This window comes from Kitasatospora sp. NPDC052868 (assembly GCF_044547105.1).
Classification (GTDB): domain Bacteria; phylum Actinomycetota; class Actinomycetes; order Streptomycetales; family Streptomycetaceae; genus Kitasatospora.
On record NZ_JBITZW010000002.1, the window covers coordinates 394,988 to 410,861 of the forward strand.

The window sequence follows — 15,874 nt, forward strand, 5'->3', positions numbered from 1 at the left end:
CGGCAGGGATGGTACGGCCTGTGCACGGTGGGGGGGGAGGAGTTGTCTCGGGCCTGAGGGGTGGGCCCGGAGCCCCCTGCCCCCCCGCGGGGGGTGCCGCGACCCGCGTCGCGGCACCCCCGGCGGCATGCAGTGGCCCGGGTGGGAGCAGGCTCAGCCCGCCTTGGCGGCAGCCGGTTCGGCCGGACGCCAGGGGCGGCAGAGCACGAGGTAGGACGCCAGGGAGAGCAGGGCGCAGGCCAGGACGACCACGGCGAGCAGGATGGCGGAGGGTCGGCCGCCGATGCTGCTGAGCGGGGCGACGGCGGCTCCGCAGAGGAAGGTGCCGGTGCCGAGCAGGGCGGAGGCGGAGCCGGCCGCCTGCGGGGGGACCAGGCTGAGGGCCTGGGCGGCGGAGTTCGGCAGGATCACGCCGAGACTGCCCATCAGCACGAACAGGGCCGGGCAGACACCGAGCAGCCCGAAGTCCCAGACCGCCGTCACCAGGACCAGTGCCACCCCGGCGGCGACGGCCGTGCCGAGGCCGCCCAGCATCAGCGCGCCCGAGGTGAAGCGTCGGGCCAGCACCCGTCCGTTCAGCTGGGTCACGGCCACGATCGCCAGCGAGTTGAGGCCGAACAGCAGGCTGTAGGTCTGCGGTGAGACGTGGTAGACGTGCTGGAGCACCACCGAGGAGCCGCTGATGTAGCCGAACAGCGCGCCGAAGGCGAAGGTGCTGGTCAGGACCAGTCCGAGGAAGGGCAGGTCGCGCAACAGCCCGCCCATGGTGCGCAGCGTGGCGGTGAGGCCGCCGCCGCGCCGGCTCGCGGGCGGCAGCGTCTCGCGCAGCACCGCGAAGGCGATCAGGGTGAGCAGCAGGCCGAGCGCGGCGAGGGCGCCGAAGGTGCCGCGCCAGGAGGTGACGCGGAGCAGTTGGGCGCCGAACAGCGGGGCGAGGATCGGTGCGAGGCCGGATATCAGGCCGATCGAGGCGAGGAAGCGGAGCATCGCGACGCCTTCGAAGCGGTCGCGGGCGATGGCCCGGCCGATCACCAGGCCGGCGGCTCCGGCGGCTCCCTGGACGAAGCGGGCGGCCACCAGGACGGTCAGGTTGGGGGCGATGACGCAGGCCAGGCTGGCCAGGGTGTAGACGACCAGGCCGGCCAGCAGCGGGGGGCGGCGGCCGAGGCGGTCGCTGAGCGGGCCGAAGACCAGCTGGCCGGCGGCGACCCCGAACATCGAGAAGGTGAGGGTGAGCTGTACGGCGGCCGGTTGCGCGGAGAAGTCGTCGGCGATCGCGGGCAGGCCGGGGAGGTAGAGGTCGGTGGTGAGGGGGCCGAGGGCGACCAGTCCGCCGAGCATGGCGACGGTGCCCCGGCCGGGGGCGGCCGCGGCGGGGGCCGGGCCGGGAACGGAGCCGGGGGCGGGGACGGCCGTGACGGCGGCTGCGGCCACGGTGGCGGCGGGGCTGGTGGGGAGGGCCGAGGCGGCCGCGGCGAGGTCGGGGGCGGAGTCGGGGGCGGTCGACATGTCGCCGGTGGAACCGGCGGTCGGACCAGGCATGGGGCTCCTCACAGGACGGGCACGGGGTTTGTACTCGCTCCGTCCTACCCCAGCGGCCCCGGGTGCCGATACCCGGGGTCCGCCGCGCGGATCATCACCCGACCGCCGATCCGGGCACCGCGCCGCTCAGCCCGGCGCCCGGCGTCCGGCGTCCGGGGCGCTCAGTGCTTGGCCGCGTGCTCCGCGCGCTGGGCGGCCTGGACGGCGGCGCCGTCCTGCCAGGCGTACAGCTGGTTGCCCGCCAGCGTGACGTTGTAGTGCCCGCAGGTGCCGCTGGCCCTGGCGGTGACCCCCGCGGGGAACCAGCCGGCCTTCAGCCTCACCGGCGCCGGGTGGGAGCCGCCGGCCGGCACGGTGGTGGTGCAGCCGACGGGCAGCCGGCCGTCGGGGAGGGTGGCGCGCAGCAGGCGGTCGTCCCCGGTGGTCGACATCAGGTACCGGACGGAGGCCGCGTTGTCGGGCAGCCAGGCCGGCAGCGAGCGGCTCTCCGCCTTGGCCTCGCTGCCGGTGGTGTACGTCGCCTGCTTCTGGTGGCGCTCGTCGTACCAGTCGGACACCCGCGGGCCGACCACCACGGCCGCGACGGCGAAGGCCATGCCCGTGCCCGCGACTCCGAGTGCGACCTTGCTCATGATGCCGTTCATGCCCGCCCTGCCCTCTCCCTGTCCGTTCCAGGTGCCCGGGCCCGCTGCCCGCGCCCTGTGGTGTCCATCCTGACCGGCCGTGCCCTGTCGGGGCGTCACCACGAGGTCGCGATCGGGTCTGCGACCAAGGGGGTACGGCCTCCACCTTCAGAGGTACATGCAGCCACCTGATGTCGGGGTTGCAGCGTGGTGGAGTCCCGCTCAAGCCCTGCTGGAGCGGGCGTCCAGCGGGGCTGGTGGGGCCGACGGGGCTCAGACGGGGTTCGGCGGGGGTTCAGACGGAGGCCGCGACGGGCCGCGCGACGGGGAACGGCCGGCCGTCCAGAGTCCAGTGCGGGTCGATGGGCCGGCCGAGTGCCGTGTACACCTGGGCGGCGACGTCCGGATGGCGGATCTCCCCGGTGGGCGGCGCGGCGGGGATGCCCGGACCGGAGCAGGCCACCCAGGCGGTGCGCTCCTCGGCGGTGCGCCCGCCGTGGCCGCCGGCGTCGACGTGGCCGTGGTCGGTGACGACGATGACCGTCCACGCCTCGTCCGGGTAGGAGGCGCGGCCGCGTACCGCGTCCAGCAGGCGGCCGAGGCGCTCGTCGGCGGTGCGCATCGAGGCCCGGTACTCCGCTCCGCAGCCGAGGAAGTGCGCGGTCTCGTCGACCGCGCCGAGGTAGACGAAGGAGGCCTCCGGGTCGGCGCCGCCCAGTACGTGCACGGCCTCCCGGGTGACCTCCTCGTCGACCGCCTCCCAGGCCTCGGGGGTGTCCTCGGCCGGGGAGACGTAGGACAGCCGGCCGGGCGCCCGGAAGAGCGGGCCGCCGGCCTCCCTGATCACCAGCGGGTCCCAGCCGGCCGCGACGAAGGTACGGCGGCGGTCCTGCCGGGCGAGCCGGGTGGCGAAGTCGGGGAAGACGTCCAGCCGGTTGCCGCCGAGGTGGTTGCCCCAGACGCCGTGCTTGGCCGGCTCGACGCCGGTCACGATGGTCGCCCAGCAGGGGCCGGACATGGTGGGCGTGGAGTCCGCGACCGTGACCGGCGCCAGGAACCCGGCCTCGGCCACCTCCGCCAGCCGCGGCATCGGGACCTCGTCCAGCAGGTCGTACCGGACGCCGTCGATGCCGACGACGAGCACCCGGGGCCGGGGCAGCGGAGCTATGGACATGGGAGGGGCTTCCTTTCGGGGGTGTGCGGCCGGCCGCACACCCGCAGGCGCCGCCGACCGCGCCATGGTCCACGGCACGCCGTACCGGATGGTGTCCCCCGGGGGAACGGCCGGTGTCCGAGCGGTGTCGGCGCAGTCGCCGCCCTGGGCTTCCCCGAACCCGGACATCGGACCCGGACATCGGACCCGGAGCCGGACCGCAGGTCAGCGCGTCACGGCGTCGGGCGGAACTCGTGGACGACCTCGATCCGGCCCACGATGTGCCGGTTGAACTCGGGCAACTCCTCCGCCGGTACCCAGAGTTCCAGGATCGTCCGGCCGCCGGCCTGCCGGACGGGGTAGCGGGCCAGGAAGGCGGTGTCGACCTCGAAGCGGGTGACGTAGCCGACGCCGGAGGCCGGGACGTTCCAGTCCCTGGCGATCCGGATCGCGTAGTCCTCGTTCAGCACCGGGTAGAAGATCGGCTGGTCGGGCAGCCGGGGCGGCCAGGCACGCCGGCCGGAGGCCTCGACCAGGGCCAGCTCCGCGGGCCCGGTGGGGCGCCAGAGCGTCGTGGTGGGGGTGCTCGCGGGGGTGCCGCTCCAGCCGGTGTCCATGGCAGCCGACCGTAGCCGGGCCGCCGCCGGGGCGGCCAGCCGATTTCCGCCGGCCGTACCGCTCACCGCTCGCCCGCGGTACGGCCGTGCGGGTGGGTGCCGGTCAGCGGTACGCGGACTCGCCGGTGATGGCCTCGCCGAGGACGAGGGTGTGGATCTCGCTCGTCCCCTCGTAGGTGAGCACCGACTCCAGGTTGTTGGCGTGCCGCAGGACCGGGTACTCGGTGGTGATGCCGTTGGCGCCGAGCACCGTGCGGGCGCTGCGGGCGATCTCCAGTGCGGCCCGCACGTTGTTGAGCTTGCCGAAGCTGACGTGGGCCGGGCGGGCCGCGCCCTCGTCCTTGAGCCGGCCGATCCGCAGCGCGACCAGGTACGCCTTCTCGACCTCCAGCATCATCTCGACCAGCTTCTGCTGGGTCAGCTGGAACCCGGCGATCGGGCGGTCGAACTGGATCCTGCTCTTCGCGTAGTCGAGCGCGGTGGTGTAGCAGTCGCGGGCGGCGCCGACGGTGCCCCAGAGGATGCCGTAGCGCGCCTCGTTGAGGGAGGACAGCGGGCCGCGCAGACCGGTGACGCCCGGCAGGACGGCGTCGGCGGGCAGCACGACCTCGTCGAAGACCAGCTCGCTGGTCACCGAGGCGCGCAGCGAGAGCTTGCCGTGCACGTCGTTGGCGGTGAAGCCGGGCATGCCGGGCTCGACCAGGAAGCCGCGGACGCCCTCCTCGGTCTGTGCCCAGACCACGGCGACGTCGGAGATGCTGCCGTTGGTGATCCACATCTTGGCGCCGGAGAGCACCCAGTCGCCGCCCCTGCGCCGGGCGGTGGTCCGCATGTTGGCCGGGTCGGAGCCGAAGTCCGGTTCGGTGAGGCCGAAGCAGCCGATCAGCCGGCCGGCCGCCAGGCCCGGCAGCCAGCGCTGCTTCTGCTCCTCGGAGCCGAAGGCGTGGATCGAACGCATCGCCAGCGAGCCCGTGACGGAGACGAAGCTGCGCAGCCCGGAGTCGGCCGCCTCCAGTTCCATGCACGCCACGCCGTAGGCGACGGCCGTGGAGCCGGTGCAGCCGTAGCCGTCCAGGTGCATCCCGAGGACGCCGAGCGCGCCGAGTTCGGGGGCGAGTTCGCGGGCCGGGAAGACGCCGCGGTCGTACCAGTCGCCGATGTGCGGGCGGATCCGCTCGTCGGCGAACTTCCGCACGGTGTCGCGGATCAGCCGCTCCTCGTCGGTGAGGAGGTCTCCGACGGCGAGCAGGTCGGCGGGGTCGATCCGGGTCGGCTTCGTCATTGAAGCTCCTTGCAGTCTCTGGTCGCGGCGCGGCGGCGGGGTCGCGGCGCGGCGGCGGCGACCGGCCGGCGCGTGGCGGGTACCGACGGGTACAGGCGGTTGCGGCGAGTATTCCGCACGCCGTGGCGGGTGGGACGGAGCGGAGGCAAGGAGTGACCATGTTCACGATCGGCGGGCCGGCCGCCCGCGGTCGCGGCGCCCCCGGCCACCGCCCTCCGCGCGGCGGCGGGGTCGGTGGGCCCGTGGGCGGCGTGGGTACGATGAGCCCTTCTGGAAGCCGAACGAGGGGTGGAGCATGCCGCGCTGGGCACTGATCGTCCAGGAGACCGAGGGCGTCGGCAACGACCGGATCTGGGGCACCAAGGTGCTCGACGAGCTGGAGGGGACCCGGGAGGAGGCGCTCGCCGAGCTGAAGCGCCTCGTCCCGACGTACACCCCGCAGCATCCGTTCAACAGCCGTCAGCGCACGCTGCTGCGGGACGGCGACACCTATCTGCTGATCTCCAAGGGCAGCATGCGGGACTACCACTGCGTGTTCAAGGTGTGGGAGCTGCTCTGGGACAGCAAGCGGCCCGAGATCCAGCAGGAGCGGCTGGAGGAGGGCGCGGCCGGCTGAGAGCCGGTCAGGCCACCCCGCACAGCCGGAGTACCGCCGTGGTGGCGGCTCCCGCGACCACGACCGCGGGGAAGGGTGCGCGGCGCAGGGCGAGGATCCCGGCGACCAGGACGCCGCCCGGGCGCGCCCAGCCGGCGAAGTCGTGCCCCTGGGTGAGGGCGCCGGTGGCCACCAGGGCGACCAGCAGGACGGCGGCGGCCACCGAGAGCAGCCGCTGCACGCGGGCGGAGATGGTCAGGCGGTGGCCGAGCGCCGGTCCGGCGATCCGGAACGCATAGGTGCCGACGGCCAGCAGCAGGATGGCGTACAGGGGCATCAGTGGGCCTCCTCGGCGAGTTCCACGCGCGGCTTCCGTCCGGCTGCCTGGTCCCGCCCGGTTGCCGGCTCGCGCTCGGGGTCCGGCTGCTCGGCACGGTCCGACGGCGCGCGCCCGGCGAGCAGCAGCCCGGCGAGGGCCAGCAGGACGGGCAGGCCGGAGGGCAGGAACGGGGTGGCCGCCACCGCGACGGCCGCGCCGAACAGGGCGGCGTTACGGGTGCGGCGGTCCGTCAGCGAGGGCAGGACGAGGGCGAGCAGGACGGCCGGGAAGGCCGCGTCCAGTCCGAGGGCGTCGGTGTCCCCGATGAAGCCGCCGGCGGCCGCGCCGAGGACGACGGCGGCGTTCCAGACCACGAACAGCGCGAGGCCGCAGAGCCAGAACGCCGCCCGCCGCCGGGGCCGGTCGGGTTGGAGCAGGGTGAAGGCGACGGTCTCGTCCGTCAGCAGGTGCGCGCCGAGCAGCCGCCGCCACCGGGGGCCGTCGAGCACGCCGGCGACGGTGAAGCCGAACGGCAGCAGGCGGGCGTTGAGCACCAGCCCGGTCGCGACGGCGGCGAGCACGCCGCCGCCGGAGAGCACCACGCCGATGGCGGCGAACTGGGCACCCCCGGCGAAGACCAGGACGGACATGGCGACCGGCACCCAGAGCGGCAGGCCGCCCGAGACGCCGATCGCGCCGAAGGAGACGCCGACGAGGGCGTCGGCGAGGCAGACCAGAGCGATGTCACGGAGCGTGGCACGTTCGAGGGTTCGTGATAGCGAACGCATGTCCAGTAGAATGAACCCGATAGCCGCCGTTCGTCAAGCCGAACGAATTGACCTGTGGAGCGAACGCATGAGTGCGAACAGCGTCGGCAACACCTCCCCGACCTCCGCGTCGGCCCCGGCAGCGACCCGTCCACCGACCTCGGGGTCCAGCTCCGGCTCGGAGCTGATCGGGCTGATCGCCGCCGCCATCCGGCGCGAGCGCGAACGCGCCGGGCTCTCGATGGCCGAGCTGGCCCGGCGCGCCGGGATCGCCAAGTCCACGCTGTCGCAACTGGAGTCGGGCGCGGGCAACCCGAGCGTGGAGACCCTCTGGGCGCTCGGCGTCGCCCTGGACGTGCCGTTCAGCCGGCTCGTCGACCCGCCGCGCCCGGTGGTGCGGGTGATCCGGGCGGGCGAGGGGCCGGTCACCCACTCCGAGCGGGCCGACTACGCCGCCACCCTGCTGGCCTCCTGTCCGCCGGGCGCCCGCCGCGACATCTACCGGATCGAGGCCCAGCCGGGCGAGACCCGGGCCTCCGACCCGCACATGCCGGGCACGGTCGAGCATGTGCTGCTGAGCGCCGGGCGGGCGCTGGCCGGACCGGCGGACGCACCGGTGGAGCTCGGTCCGGGCGACTACGTCAGCTACCCGGGCGACGCCCCGCACGTGTTCCGCGCCCTGGCGGCGGGGACGCTCGCCGTGATCGTGATGGAGCACGTCTGAGCGGGCCAGATCACCGCAACAGCCCGTCCAGGAAGGCGTTTCCGAACACCCGGTGCGGGTCGTGGCGATCCAGTACGGCGACCGCCTCGTCCCAGCCCGCGCCGCCGCCGGCCCGGTGGGCGGCGGGGATGACCCGGCCGAGCACGTCCGGATCGGCCCAGGCGGCGTCGTCGGTGTAGGCCCAGCCCTTGGACCACTCGACCCGCAGTCCGGCCCGGCCGCCGTCGAAGGTGCGCAGCAGGAACTGCTCGATCTCCCGGTAGAACCGGTGGAGTCCGGGGGTGCCGGGCAGGCTGAGGATGTCGAGCCAGACGGCGGTGTCCCACTCGGGGCGGTCGGGGCGGGGGCGCAGTGCGGACAGCAGGGGCGGCCGGGCGCCGGGCACTCCGGACGCGGCCGGGTCGTCCAGGCCGGTGACCCGGATCTCCACCGCGCCGTTCACCGGGAACTCGCCGCGGGCCCGGTAGGTGTCCAGCAACTGCCGGTAGTAGGCGGCGAATTCGGAGACGACCCACTGCACGTCGGCGCGCCGGGCGAGGACGGCGTAGCCGTTGGCGGTGACCCGCAGGGTGGTGGGGCGGACGTACTGCAGCAGGGTGCGGGAGGGGCCCCAGAGGTCGGAGTGCAGGCCGCCGGCCAGCAGGTGGGTGAGGACCTCGCCGGTGAGCAGGTCGCGGATCAGTCCGCCGGAGAGCAGTACGTCGGTGATGTCGCCGGTGAGTGCCACCTTGGCGACGAGGTACTGGAGTTGGCCGAAGAGCGGGGCCGATGCCCAGGTGCCGGAGACGAGTTGGCCGGCCAGTCGGGCGACGGGCTCGGGGATGCTGTCGGAGAAGGGGTAGTTGTAGGGCTCGTCCACGGAGCGGGAGCCGAAGGGGCGGTTCGGGGTGACGGTCCAGGTCTTCAGCCAGGGGCGGTCGGTGTAGGCGAACCAGATGGCCTCCGCGCGGCCGTCGCGGTCGACGAAGTCGGCGAAGGTGCGGGGGCGGCCGGCCGTGCCGGGCGGTGCGAACAGCTCGGTCGCCGGGATGTCCAGCCGGCTGACGCAGCGCAGCGGCCGGTCGGCTCCGGCGCGCAGGACGACCTCGGTCACGAGGGCCCGGCCGAGGTGGACGAGGAAGGCGGCGCTGTCGGCCTCGGCGCGGTCGAAGGTGCGCAGTGCGTAGCGGTCGGTGGCGGGGTCGTGGACGACGGCGGTGAGCCGGGTGACCTGGTTGCTGAGCGAGCCGTAGCCGTGGCCGTCGGGTCGGGTCTCGCCGGCGGCGGGGACGGCCGTCCCGTGGCCGCCGATGGCGAGGACGCCGCCGACGGTGAGTTCGCCGGGCGCGGGGCAGGCGGTGACGCCGAGGCCGCGGGCGGCGAGGTGGGCGAGCAGGTCCTCCATGGAGGCGCCGGTCTGGACCCGGACGGTGGCCGGGGAGTCCGCCGCGATGGCGGTCAGGTGGCGGCTGGTGTCGAGCAGCAGGACGCGGGCCGACCCGGGGGTCGCGTCGGCGACGGTGAGCGGTGCCCAGGTGTGCCGGTGGCCGTGGGCGCGCAGCCGCCAGCCGTTGGCGCGGGCCCAGTCGGCGAGGGCGGGGACCTCCTCGGGGGTGCGCGGGGCGCAGGTCCAGAGCTGGTCGGTGCGGATCTCGCCCGCCCAGTTCTCGTACACCCGCTGGTAGAGCTCGGTGCCGGCCGGGAGGCCTGGCGGTACCGGCGCGGCGGCCTCGGCGCTGCCCGGTGCGATCGTCCCGCGGAGCAGCCAGGCCGCGCCGCCGAGTGCCGCCGAGGCGCCCAGCAGCTCCCGCCGGTTGAGGCCGTCCCCGTGTCGCCGTCCCGTCGTCATGCGTCCGCCCCCTGCTTGGTGGTTGTCCCGCCTCGGTGATCATTCGCCCGGTGCCCGGCCGAGCGTACGAACCCGGGCGTCCGGTTGCGGGCCGAATGGTCGCGATCTTCACATCCTGTTCACTCGATCGAGTGAAGATCGCCCGTTTCGCCCCGGCCGACCGGGTTGGTCGCGATCATGATCTGCCGACTATGGCCCGCCCCGACCATGACCCGCCCGACCATCACCCGCCGATCCCGGTTCGGCAGCCGTTGCGGCGCGCCCGGTTCGCAGCCCTCTCCCCCGGAGGGAAATACCCGGGGCGGCGGCGGGGCTGTCGTGATCGGAAACGGATCAGGCCGACCAGGAGGTGTGGCGCGCGATGGGTGACCAGGACGTGACGGGCGACGGGCAGCAGTACCGGATCGAGCACGACTCGATGGGCGAGGTGCGGGTGCCGGCCGCGGCGAAGTGGCAGGCCCAGACACAGCGGGCGGTGGAGAACTTCCCGGTGTCGGGCCAGCGCCTGGAGCGGGCGCACATCGCCGCCCTGGCGCGGATCAAGGCGGCCGCGGCCCGGGTGAACGCCCGGCTCGGGGTGCTGGAGGGGGAGACGGCCGAGGCCATCGCGGCGGTGGCCGAGGAGGTCGCGGAGGGCCGCTGGGACGCGCAGTTCCCGGTGGACGTGTTCCAGACCGGCTCCGGGACGTCCTCCAACATGAACACCAACGAGGTGCTCGCCACCCTGGCCGGCGAGCGGCTCGGCCGGCCGGTCCACCCGAACGACCACGTCAACGCGAGCCAGTCCTCCAACGACGTGTTCCCGTCCTCGATCCACATCGCGGCCACCGCCGCCGTCACGCACGACCTGATCCCGGCGCTGGAGCACCTGGCGGAGGCGCTGGAGCGCAAGGCGGCGGAGTTCTCGCAGGTGGTGAAGTCCGGGCGGACGCACCTGATGGACGCCACGCCCGTCACCCTCGGCCAAGAGTTCGCCGGGTACGCGGCGCAGGTCCGGCACGGCCGCGAGCGGCTGCTGGCCACGCTCCCCCGGGTCGCCGAACTGCCGCTGGGCGGCACGGCGGTGGGCACCGGCATCAACACCCCGCCGGGGTTCGCCGCGGCCGTGATCGAGGAGGTGGCCCGTGCCACCGAACTGCCGCTGACCGAGGCCCGCGACCACTTCGAGGCGCAGGGCGCCCGGGACGGCCTGGTGGAGCTGAGCGGCCAGCTGCGGACCGTCGCGGTCGGCTTCACCAAGATCGCCAACGATCTGCGCTGGATGGGCTCGGGCCCGCGCACCGGACTCGGCGAGATCAACCTGCCGGACCTGCAGCCGGGTTCGTCGATCATGCCGGGCAAGGTCAACCCGGTGCTGCCCGAGGTGGTGCTGATGGTCGCGGCCCAGGTGATCGGCAACGACGCCACCGTCACGGTGGCCGGCGCGAGCGGCAACTTCGAACTCAACGTGATGCTCCCGGTGATCGCCCGCAATCTGCTGGAGTCGATCCGGCTGCTCGCCAACTCCGCCCGGCTGCTGGCCGACCGGGCGGTGGACGGCATCACCGCCAACGTCGAGCGGGCCAGGGAGTACGCGGAGTCCTCGCCCTCGGTGGTCACCCCGCTGAACCGGTACATCGGCTACGAGGAGGCCGCCAAGGTGGCCAAGCGGGCGCTGGCCGAGCGCAAGACCATCCGCCAGGTCGTCCTGGAGCAGGGTTATGTGGAGCAGGGCCGGCTCACCCTGGAGCAGTTGGACGAGGCGCTGGACGTCCTGCGGATGACCCGCCCGTAGCGCGGGCCGCGCCCGGTCCGGCCGCGTCCGGTCGCTCCCGCCGGACGCCGGGACCCGGGACGCCGGGACCCAGGACGCCGAGACCCGGGACGCCGAGACCCGGGACGCCGCCGGGGCGCGGAGGCGGCCTCGCCGCTCCGCGCCCCGGGTTCCGGACCGACCGGGGTCTCCCCGGGGGACGGCCCTTCGGGTCAGCCCTTCGCGCGACCTGCCTGGCCGCGTCGCATCGACGCTCCGTTCGACGTCATGGTGGCCATCGAGATCGCCGCGAGTCCGAGCAGGAACATCACGGCACCGGTGATCAGGCAGACCACGATGTTCTTGCCCCGGGCCACCTCACCGGAGATCACCCAGGGGGAGATGATCGTCCAGGCGCCGAGCACCGTCGCCGCCCATGCCCGGGCGTGGGTCCGCTCGTAGGCGGAGCCGTACCCGGCCATCAGCACGGTGTAGGCCAGGCCGACGATCAGGCAGGTGACGGTGAGCGTGCTGAAGGCGGTGAAGCCGACGATCCAGGGCGAGGCCGCCAGGAAGAGGCCGGCCAGGACGGCCAGGGCCTCGACGCCCTGGGCCCGCGGGGTCAGGGTGACCCGCTCGTAGCGCTCCCGTAGTTCGACGATGTCCGGATGATGCTCCATGCCCATCGGAATCTGGGTAGACACCGATACCACCTCCTAGGTCTGGCACATGGAAGGCGCTTGCCCATACCATTCTGGCGCCGTTCTGGCGTTTTGCACCATTTCGACCAGGAAGCTACCCTGCCCGCCACCCGCCGGTGAGCTGCGTCTCACCCGGGCCCGCGGCCATTGCCTATGCAACTCGTTGCATAGCAGGATGCGGGCATGGCACTGGAGCACGCGATCCTCGTCTCGCTGCTGGAGCAGCCCGGGTCGGGCTACGAGCTGGCCCGGCGCTTCGACCGCTCCATCGGACGCTTCTGGACCGCCACCCACCAGCAGATCTACCGGGTGCTGCGGCGAATGGAGGCGGACGGCTGGATCGCGGCCGAGGAGGTCGCCCAGGACGGCCGGCCGGACAAGAAGGTGTACTCGGCGGCCGACCCGGGCCGGACCGCGCTGGCCGGCTGGCTGCGCGAACCGGTCGAGGCGGAGACCGTCCGGCACGAGCTGGCGGTCAAGATCCGCGCCGCCGCCTTCGACGACCCGGCCGCGCTGATCTCCGAGGTCGAACGGCACCGCGAGGGCCACGCCGCCCTGCTGGCCCGCTATCTGCACGGCGAGCAGCGCGACTTCCCCGACCGGAGCCCCGTCGACGGCCCTCTCGGCGCCTCCGACCGCGACCCGCTCGACGCCCGCCAGGAGCTGCAGCACGTGGTGCTGCGCGGCGGCATCGAGTACGAGCGGATGACCCTCGCCTGGCTGGACGACGTGCTCGCCACCCTGCACCGCCTCGCCGCCCGGAACCGCCCGGACGGCACCCCACCCTCGACCCCCGGGAGCCCGTGATGCTCTTCAACCCGCGCACCTACGACCCCGCGCAGTTCGACGAGCCGACCCGCCGGCTGCTGCGCGCGACCGTGGACTGGTTCGAGTCCCGCGGCAAGAAGGCGCTGATCGACACCTACATCGACCGCAGCTGGTACGGCGACTTCCTCGAATTCGCCGCGCGCGAGGGCCTGTTCGCCCAGTTCCTGACGCCCTCCTCGGCCGACCCCTCGGGCGACCCGGAGACCTCCGGCAAGCGCTGGGACACCGCGCGGATCGCCGAGCTGAACGAGATCCTCGGCTTCTACGGGCTCGGCTACTGGTACACGTGGCAGGTCACCATCCTCGGCCTCGGCCCGGTCTGGCAGAGCGAGAACGAGGCCGTCCGGGCCCGTGCCGCACAGCTGCTGACGGAGGGTCACGTGATGGCGTTCGGCCTCTCCGAGCGCAGCCACGGCGCCGACATCTACTCCACCGACATGATCCTCACCCCGGACGGCGAGGGCGGCTTCACCGCCACCGGCCCCAAGTACTACATCGGCAACGGCAACGTCGCCGGCCTGGTCTCGGTGTTCGGCCGCCGCTCGGACGTCGAGGGCCCGGAGGGCTACGTCTTCTTCGCCGCCGACAGCCGGCACGAGGCGTACCACCTGGTCAAGAACGTGGTGAACGCGCAGATGTACGTCAGCGAGTTCCGCCTGGAGGACTACCCGGTGCGCGCCGAGGACGTGCTGCACACCGGCAAGGCGGCCTTCGACGCGGCGCTGAACACCGTCAACGTCGGCAAGTTCAACCTCTGCACGGCGTCGGTCGGCATCTGCGAGCACGCGATGTACGAGGCCGTCACGCACGCCCACAACCGGGTGCTGTACGGCAAGAAGGTCACCGACTTCCCGCACGTGCGCCGGGAGTTGACGGACGCCTACGCCCGCCTGGTGGCGATGAAGCTGTTCAGCGACCGCGCCGTGGACTACTTCCGCACCGCCTCCCCCGAGGACCGGCGCTACCTGCTGTTCAACCCGATGACCAAGATGAAGGTCACCACCGAGGGCGAGAAGGTCATCGACCTGATGTGGGACGTCATCGCGGCCAAGGGCTTCGAGGCGGACACCTACTTCGACAAGGCGGCGAAGGACATCCGCGGCCTGCCGAAGCTGGAGGGCACCGTCCACGTCAACCTGGCGCTGATCCTCAAGTTCATGGGCAACTACCTGTTCAACCCGGCCGACTACGCGCCGGTGCCGACCCGGCTGGACGCCGCCGACGACGAGTTCCTGTTCCGCCAGGGCCCGGCCCGCGGCCTGGGCGCGATCCGCTTCCACGACTGGCGCACCGCGTACGACGCGCACGCGCACGTCCCGAACGTCGCCCGCTTCCGCGAGCAGGCCGACGGCTTCTGCGAGCTGCTGCTCAAGCACGCGCCGAGCGCGGAGCAGCAGGCGGACCTGGACTTCCTGCTGGAGATCGGCCAGCTGTTCGCGCTGGTCGTCTACGGCCAGCTGGTGCTGGAGCAGGCCGCGCTGACCGGCCTGGAGGAGGAGGTGCTGGACCAGATCTTCGACGCGCTGGTCCGGGACTTCTCCGCGCACTCCACCGAGCTGCACGGCAAGGCCTCCACCTCGCCGGAGCAGGCGGCGTGGGCGCTGGCGCACGTGCGCCGCCCGGTCGCGGACGGCGAGCGCGCGGCCCGGGTGTGGGCGCGGGTCGAGGCGCTCTCGGGCGCCTACGAGATGCAGCCGTAGCGGGCGCGCTGCCCGATCGGACGGGGGTGCCGGCTTCGGCCGGCACCCCCGTCCTGTTCTCTCGACCCGTTCGACCCGGTCAGCCGGTCACCGGCCGGTTCAGAAGGTCAGCTTCCAGCTGTCGATGTAGCCGGTGTCCTGCCGGCCGACGTCCTGGACCTTGAGCTTCCAGGTGCCGTTGGCCGGTACCGCCGAGGCGTCCACCGAGTAGGTGGTGATCACGTTGGCGGCGGAGTCGCTGCCGCTGGAGTTCTTCAGCCGGAAGGTGGTGCCGTTCGGCGCCACCAGGTCGATCACCAGGTCGCCGCGCCAGGTGTGCTTGATGTCCACGCCCACCTGGAGGGCGGCCGGCGCGTTGCCGGTGCGCCCGGTCACCGCGTTGTCGGAGGTCACCGCCGCGCCGTAGTCCGGGATCTGGACGTCGTTGGTGTTCTCGAAGACCGTCCCGGTGGGCGGGGTGGTGGTGCCGGCCGAGAGCGTCCAGACCGCGTAGGCGATGGCGTCGCTCATCTTGTCCAGCGCCGCGTCGTTGATGTTGGCGCTGGTGTCGCAGGAGGAGTGGTAGCAGCGGTCGAACGGCTGGCCCGCCGTCCCGCCCCACTTGGCCGCCTGGGCACTGGTCTTGGTGTAGTCGGCGCCGCTGAACAGGCCGCCGACCCGGATGCCCGCGTCCTGGAACGGGGCGTGGTCGGAGCGGCCGTCGCCCTCGAAGTCCTGCTCGGTGCTGATGCCCAGGCCCGCGAAGTAGTCGCGGAACAGCGCGTCCAGCGCGGTGTCGTAGCGGTAGGTGAAGTAGCCCGGGTTGGGCGAGCCGATCATGTCGAAGTTCAGGTATGTCTCGATCTTCGAACGGTCGGCGGCCGGAAGGCTGTTGACGTAGTTCTTGGAGCCGACCATGCCGTACTCCTCGGCGCCCCACCAGCCGAACCGCAGGTGCTTGGTGGGCTGGAGGCCGGCGCGGGAGACGGCCAGTGCGGTCTCCAGGATGCCGGCCGAGCCGGAGCCGTTGTCGTTGATGCCCGGACCGCCGGTGACGGAGTCCAGGTGGGCACCGGCCATGATGACGTGCGAGGTGTCACCGCCCGGCCAGTCGGCGATCAGGTTGTAGCCGGTCGAGCCGTTGTAACTGAAGGTCTTCAGCGCGGTGGTGAAGCCCGCCGCGTCCAACTTGCCCTTGACGTAGTCGATCGACGCCTTGTAGCCGGCCCTTCCGTGGGCGCGGTTGCCGCCGTTGGCGGTGGCTATCGACTGCAGCTGGGCCAGGTGGGCCTTGACGTTGGCGACGGGGATGTCCGGGGCCGCGACCGCGCTCTGACGGGCTTCGGCGGGCGCGGGGGACGATGGGGCCGCGACGGCGGCGGGGGCGAACAGGGCGGCGGCGAGTGTGACGACCGCCCCGGTCGAGAGGGCGGATCGGCGCAGGCGGGATCGCCGCGGGGCGCGCTCGGTCAATGGAGGCTCCA

15 protein-coding genes are annotated in these 15,874 nt (G+C 73.3%); 5 read left to right on the plus strand and 10 right to left on the minus strand.

What is annotated here, in order from left to right; genetic code table 11:
- Positions 1-153: 153 nt before the first annotated feature.
- The 5 genes from ACIGZJ_RS05405 to ACIGZJ_RS05425 all read right to left on the minus strand — a co-directional run bounded on the left by ACIGZJ_RS05405 (position 154) and on the right by ACIGZJ_RS05425 (position 5,217).
- On the minus strand, positions 154-1,542 hold the full coding sequence (locus tag ACIGZJ_RS05405) for a multidrug effflux MFS transporter (RefSeq protein WP_396456037.1): 1,389 nt from the start codon (positions 1,540-1,542) through the stop codon (positions 154-156).
- A gap of 161 nt (positions 1,543-1,703) precedes the next feature.
- Entirely contained in the window at positions 1,704-2,174 is a 471-nt protein-coding gene (locus ACIGZJ_RS05410) for a hypothetical protein (protein WP_396456038.1), read from the minus strand.
- Between the two features lie 286 nt (positions 2,175-2,460).
- Positions 2,461-3,339, minus strand: coding sequence for an alkaline phosphatase family protein (locus ACIGZJ_RS05415; RefSeq protein ID WP_396456039.1), 879 nt, complete (start codon positions 3,337-3,339; stop codon positions 2,461-2,463).
- Between the two features lie 212 nt (positions 3,340-3,551).
- Entirely contained in the window at positions 3,552-3,935 is a 384-nt protein-coding gene (locus ACIGZJ_RS05420; RefSeq protein WP_396456040.1) for an ADP-ribosylation/crystallin J1, read from the minus strand.
- Positions 3,936-4,038: 103 nt separating this feature from the next.
- Positions 4,039-5,217, minus strand: a complete 1,179-nt coding sequence (locus ACIGZJ_RS05425; protein ID WP_396456041.1) for an acyl-CoA dehydrogenase family protein — start codon at positions 5,215-5,217, stop codon at positions 4,039-4,041.
- A gap of 295 nt (positions 5,218-5,512) precedes the next feature.
- Between ACIGZJ_RS05425 and ACIGZJ_RS05430 the strand changes: the two genes are divergently transcribed.
- Positions 5,513-5,833 (plus strand): hypothetical protein, encoded by a 321-nt coding sequence (locus ACIGZJ_RS05430; protein ID WP_392931860.1) that lies wholly within the window; start codon positions 5,513-5,515, stop codon positions 5,831-5,833.
- Between the two features lie 7 nt (positions 5,834-5,840).
- Here the strand turns inward: ACIGZJ_RS05430 and ACIGZJ_RS05435 are convergent, their stop codons facing one another.
- Positions 5,841-6,149 (minus strand): AzlD domain-containing protein, encoded by a 309-nt coding sequence (locus ACIGZJ_RS05435; RefSeq protein WP_396456042.1) that lies wholly within the window; start codon positions 6,147-6,149, stop codon positions 5,841-5,843.
- Positions 6,149-6,919 carry an AzlC family ABC transporter permease gene (locus ACIGZJ_RS05440; RefSeq protein ID WP_396456043.1) on the minus strand — a complete coding sequence of 257 codons (771 nt, stop codon included), beginning with the start codon at positions 6,917-6,919 and terminating at the stop codon, positions 6,149-6,151. The genes ACIGZJ_RS05435 and ACIGZJ_RS05440 overlap by 1 nt, the downstream gene beginning before the upstream one ends.
- Positions 6,920-6,986: 67 nt before the next feature.
- On the opposite strand from ACIGZJ_RS05440, the gene ACIGZJ_RS05445 reads away from it, so the two are divergent.
- Positions 6,987-7,622 carry a helix-turn-helix domain-containing protein gene (locus ACIGZJ_RS05445; RefSeq protein WP_396456044.1) on the plus strand — a complete coding sequence of 212 codons (636 nt, stop codon included), beginning with the start codon at positions 6,987-6,989 and terminating at the stop codon, positions 7,620-7,622.
- 10 nt (positions 7,623-7,632) lie between these two features.
- Here ACIGZJ_RS05445 and ACIGZJ_RS05450 read toward each other — a convergent pair whose 3' ends face one another.
- Positions 7,633-9,450, minus strand: coding sequence for a cholesterol oxidase substrate-binding domain-containing protein (locus tag ACIGZJ_RS05450; RefSeq protein WP_396456045.1), 1,818 nt, complete (start codon positions 9,448-9,450; stop codon positions 7,633-7,635).
- Positions 9,451-9,811: 361 nt separating this feature from the next.
- On the opposite strand from ACIGZJ_RS05450, the gene ACIGZJ_RS05455 reads away from it, so the two are divergent.
- A complete protein-coding gene (locus tag ACIGZJ_RS05455; RefSeq protein ID WP_396456046.1) occupies positions 9,812-11,224 on the plus strand; it encodes a class II fumarate hydratase in 1,413 nt (470 codons plus the stop codon).
- A 191-nt stretch (positions 11,225-11,415) separates the two neighbouring features.
- On the opposite strand, the gene ACIGZJ_RS05460 is transcribed toward ACIGZJ_RS05455, so the two are convergent.
- Positions 11,416-11,886 (minus strand): SPW repeat protein, encoded by a 471-nt coding sequence (locus tag ACIGZJ_RS05460; RefSeq protein WP_392931869.1) that lies wholly within the window; start codon positions 11,884-11,886, stop codon positions 11,416-11,418.
- 180 nt (positions 11,887-12,066) lie between these two features.
- On the opposite strand from ACIGZJ_RS05460, the gene ACIGZJ_RS05465 reads away from it, so the two are divergent.
- Together ACIGZJ_RS05465 and ACIGZJ_RS05470 are read left to right on the plus strand one after the other, a co-directional pair.
- Positions 12,067-12,690, plus strand: coding sequence for a PadR family transcriptional regulator (locus tag ACIGZJ_RS05465; protein ID WP_396456047.1), 624 nt, complete (start codon positions 12,067-12,069; stop codon positions 12,688-12,690).
- Positions 12,690-14,411: an acyl-CoA dehydrogenase family protein gene (locus ACIGZJ_RS05470; RefSeq protein WP_396456048.1), complete on the plus strand. Its 1,722-nt coding sequence runs from the start codon at positions 12,690-12,692 to the stop codon at positions 14,409-14,411. Before ACIGZJ_RS05465 ends, ACIGZJ_RS05470 begins: the two co-directional genes overlap by 1 nt.
- A 99-nt stretch (positions 14,412-14,510) precedes the next feature.
- Here ACIGZJ_RS05470 and ACIGZJ_RS05475 read toward each other — a convergent pair whose 3' ends face one another.
- The gene (locus ACIGZJ_RS05475) at positions 14,511-15,863 is read right to left on the minus strand and encodes a M28 family metallopeptidase (RefSeq protein ID WP_392931875.1); all 1,353 of its coding nucleotides are present in this window, start codon (positions 15,861-15,863) and stop codon (positions 14,511-14,513) included.
- Positions 15,864-15,874: the final 11 nt, after the last annotated feature.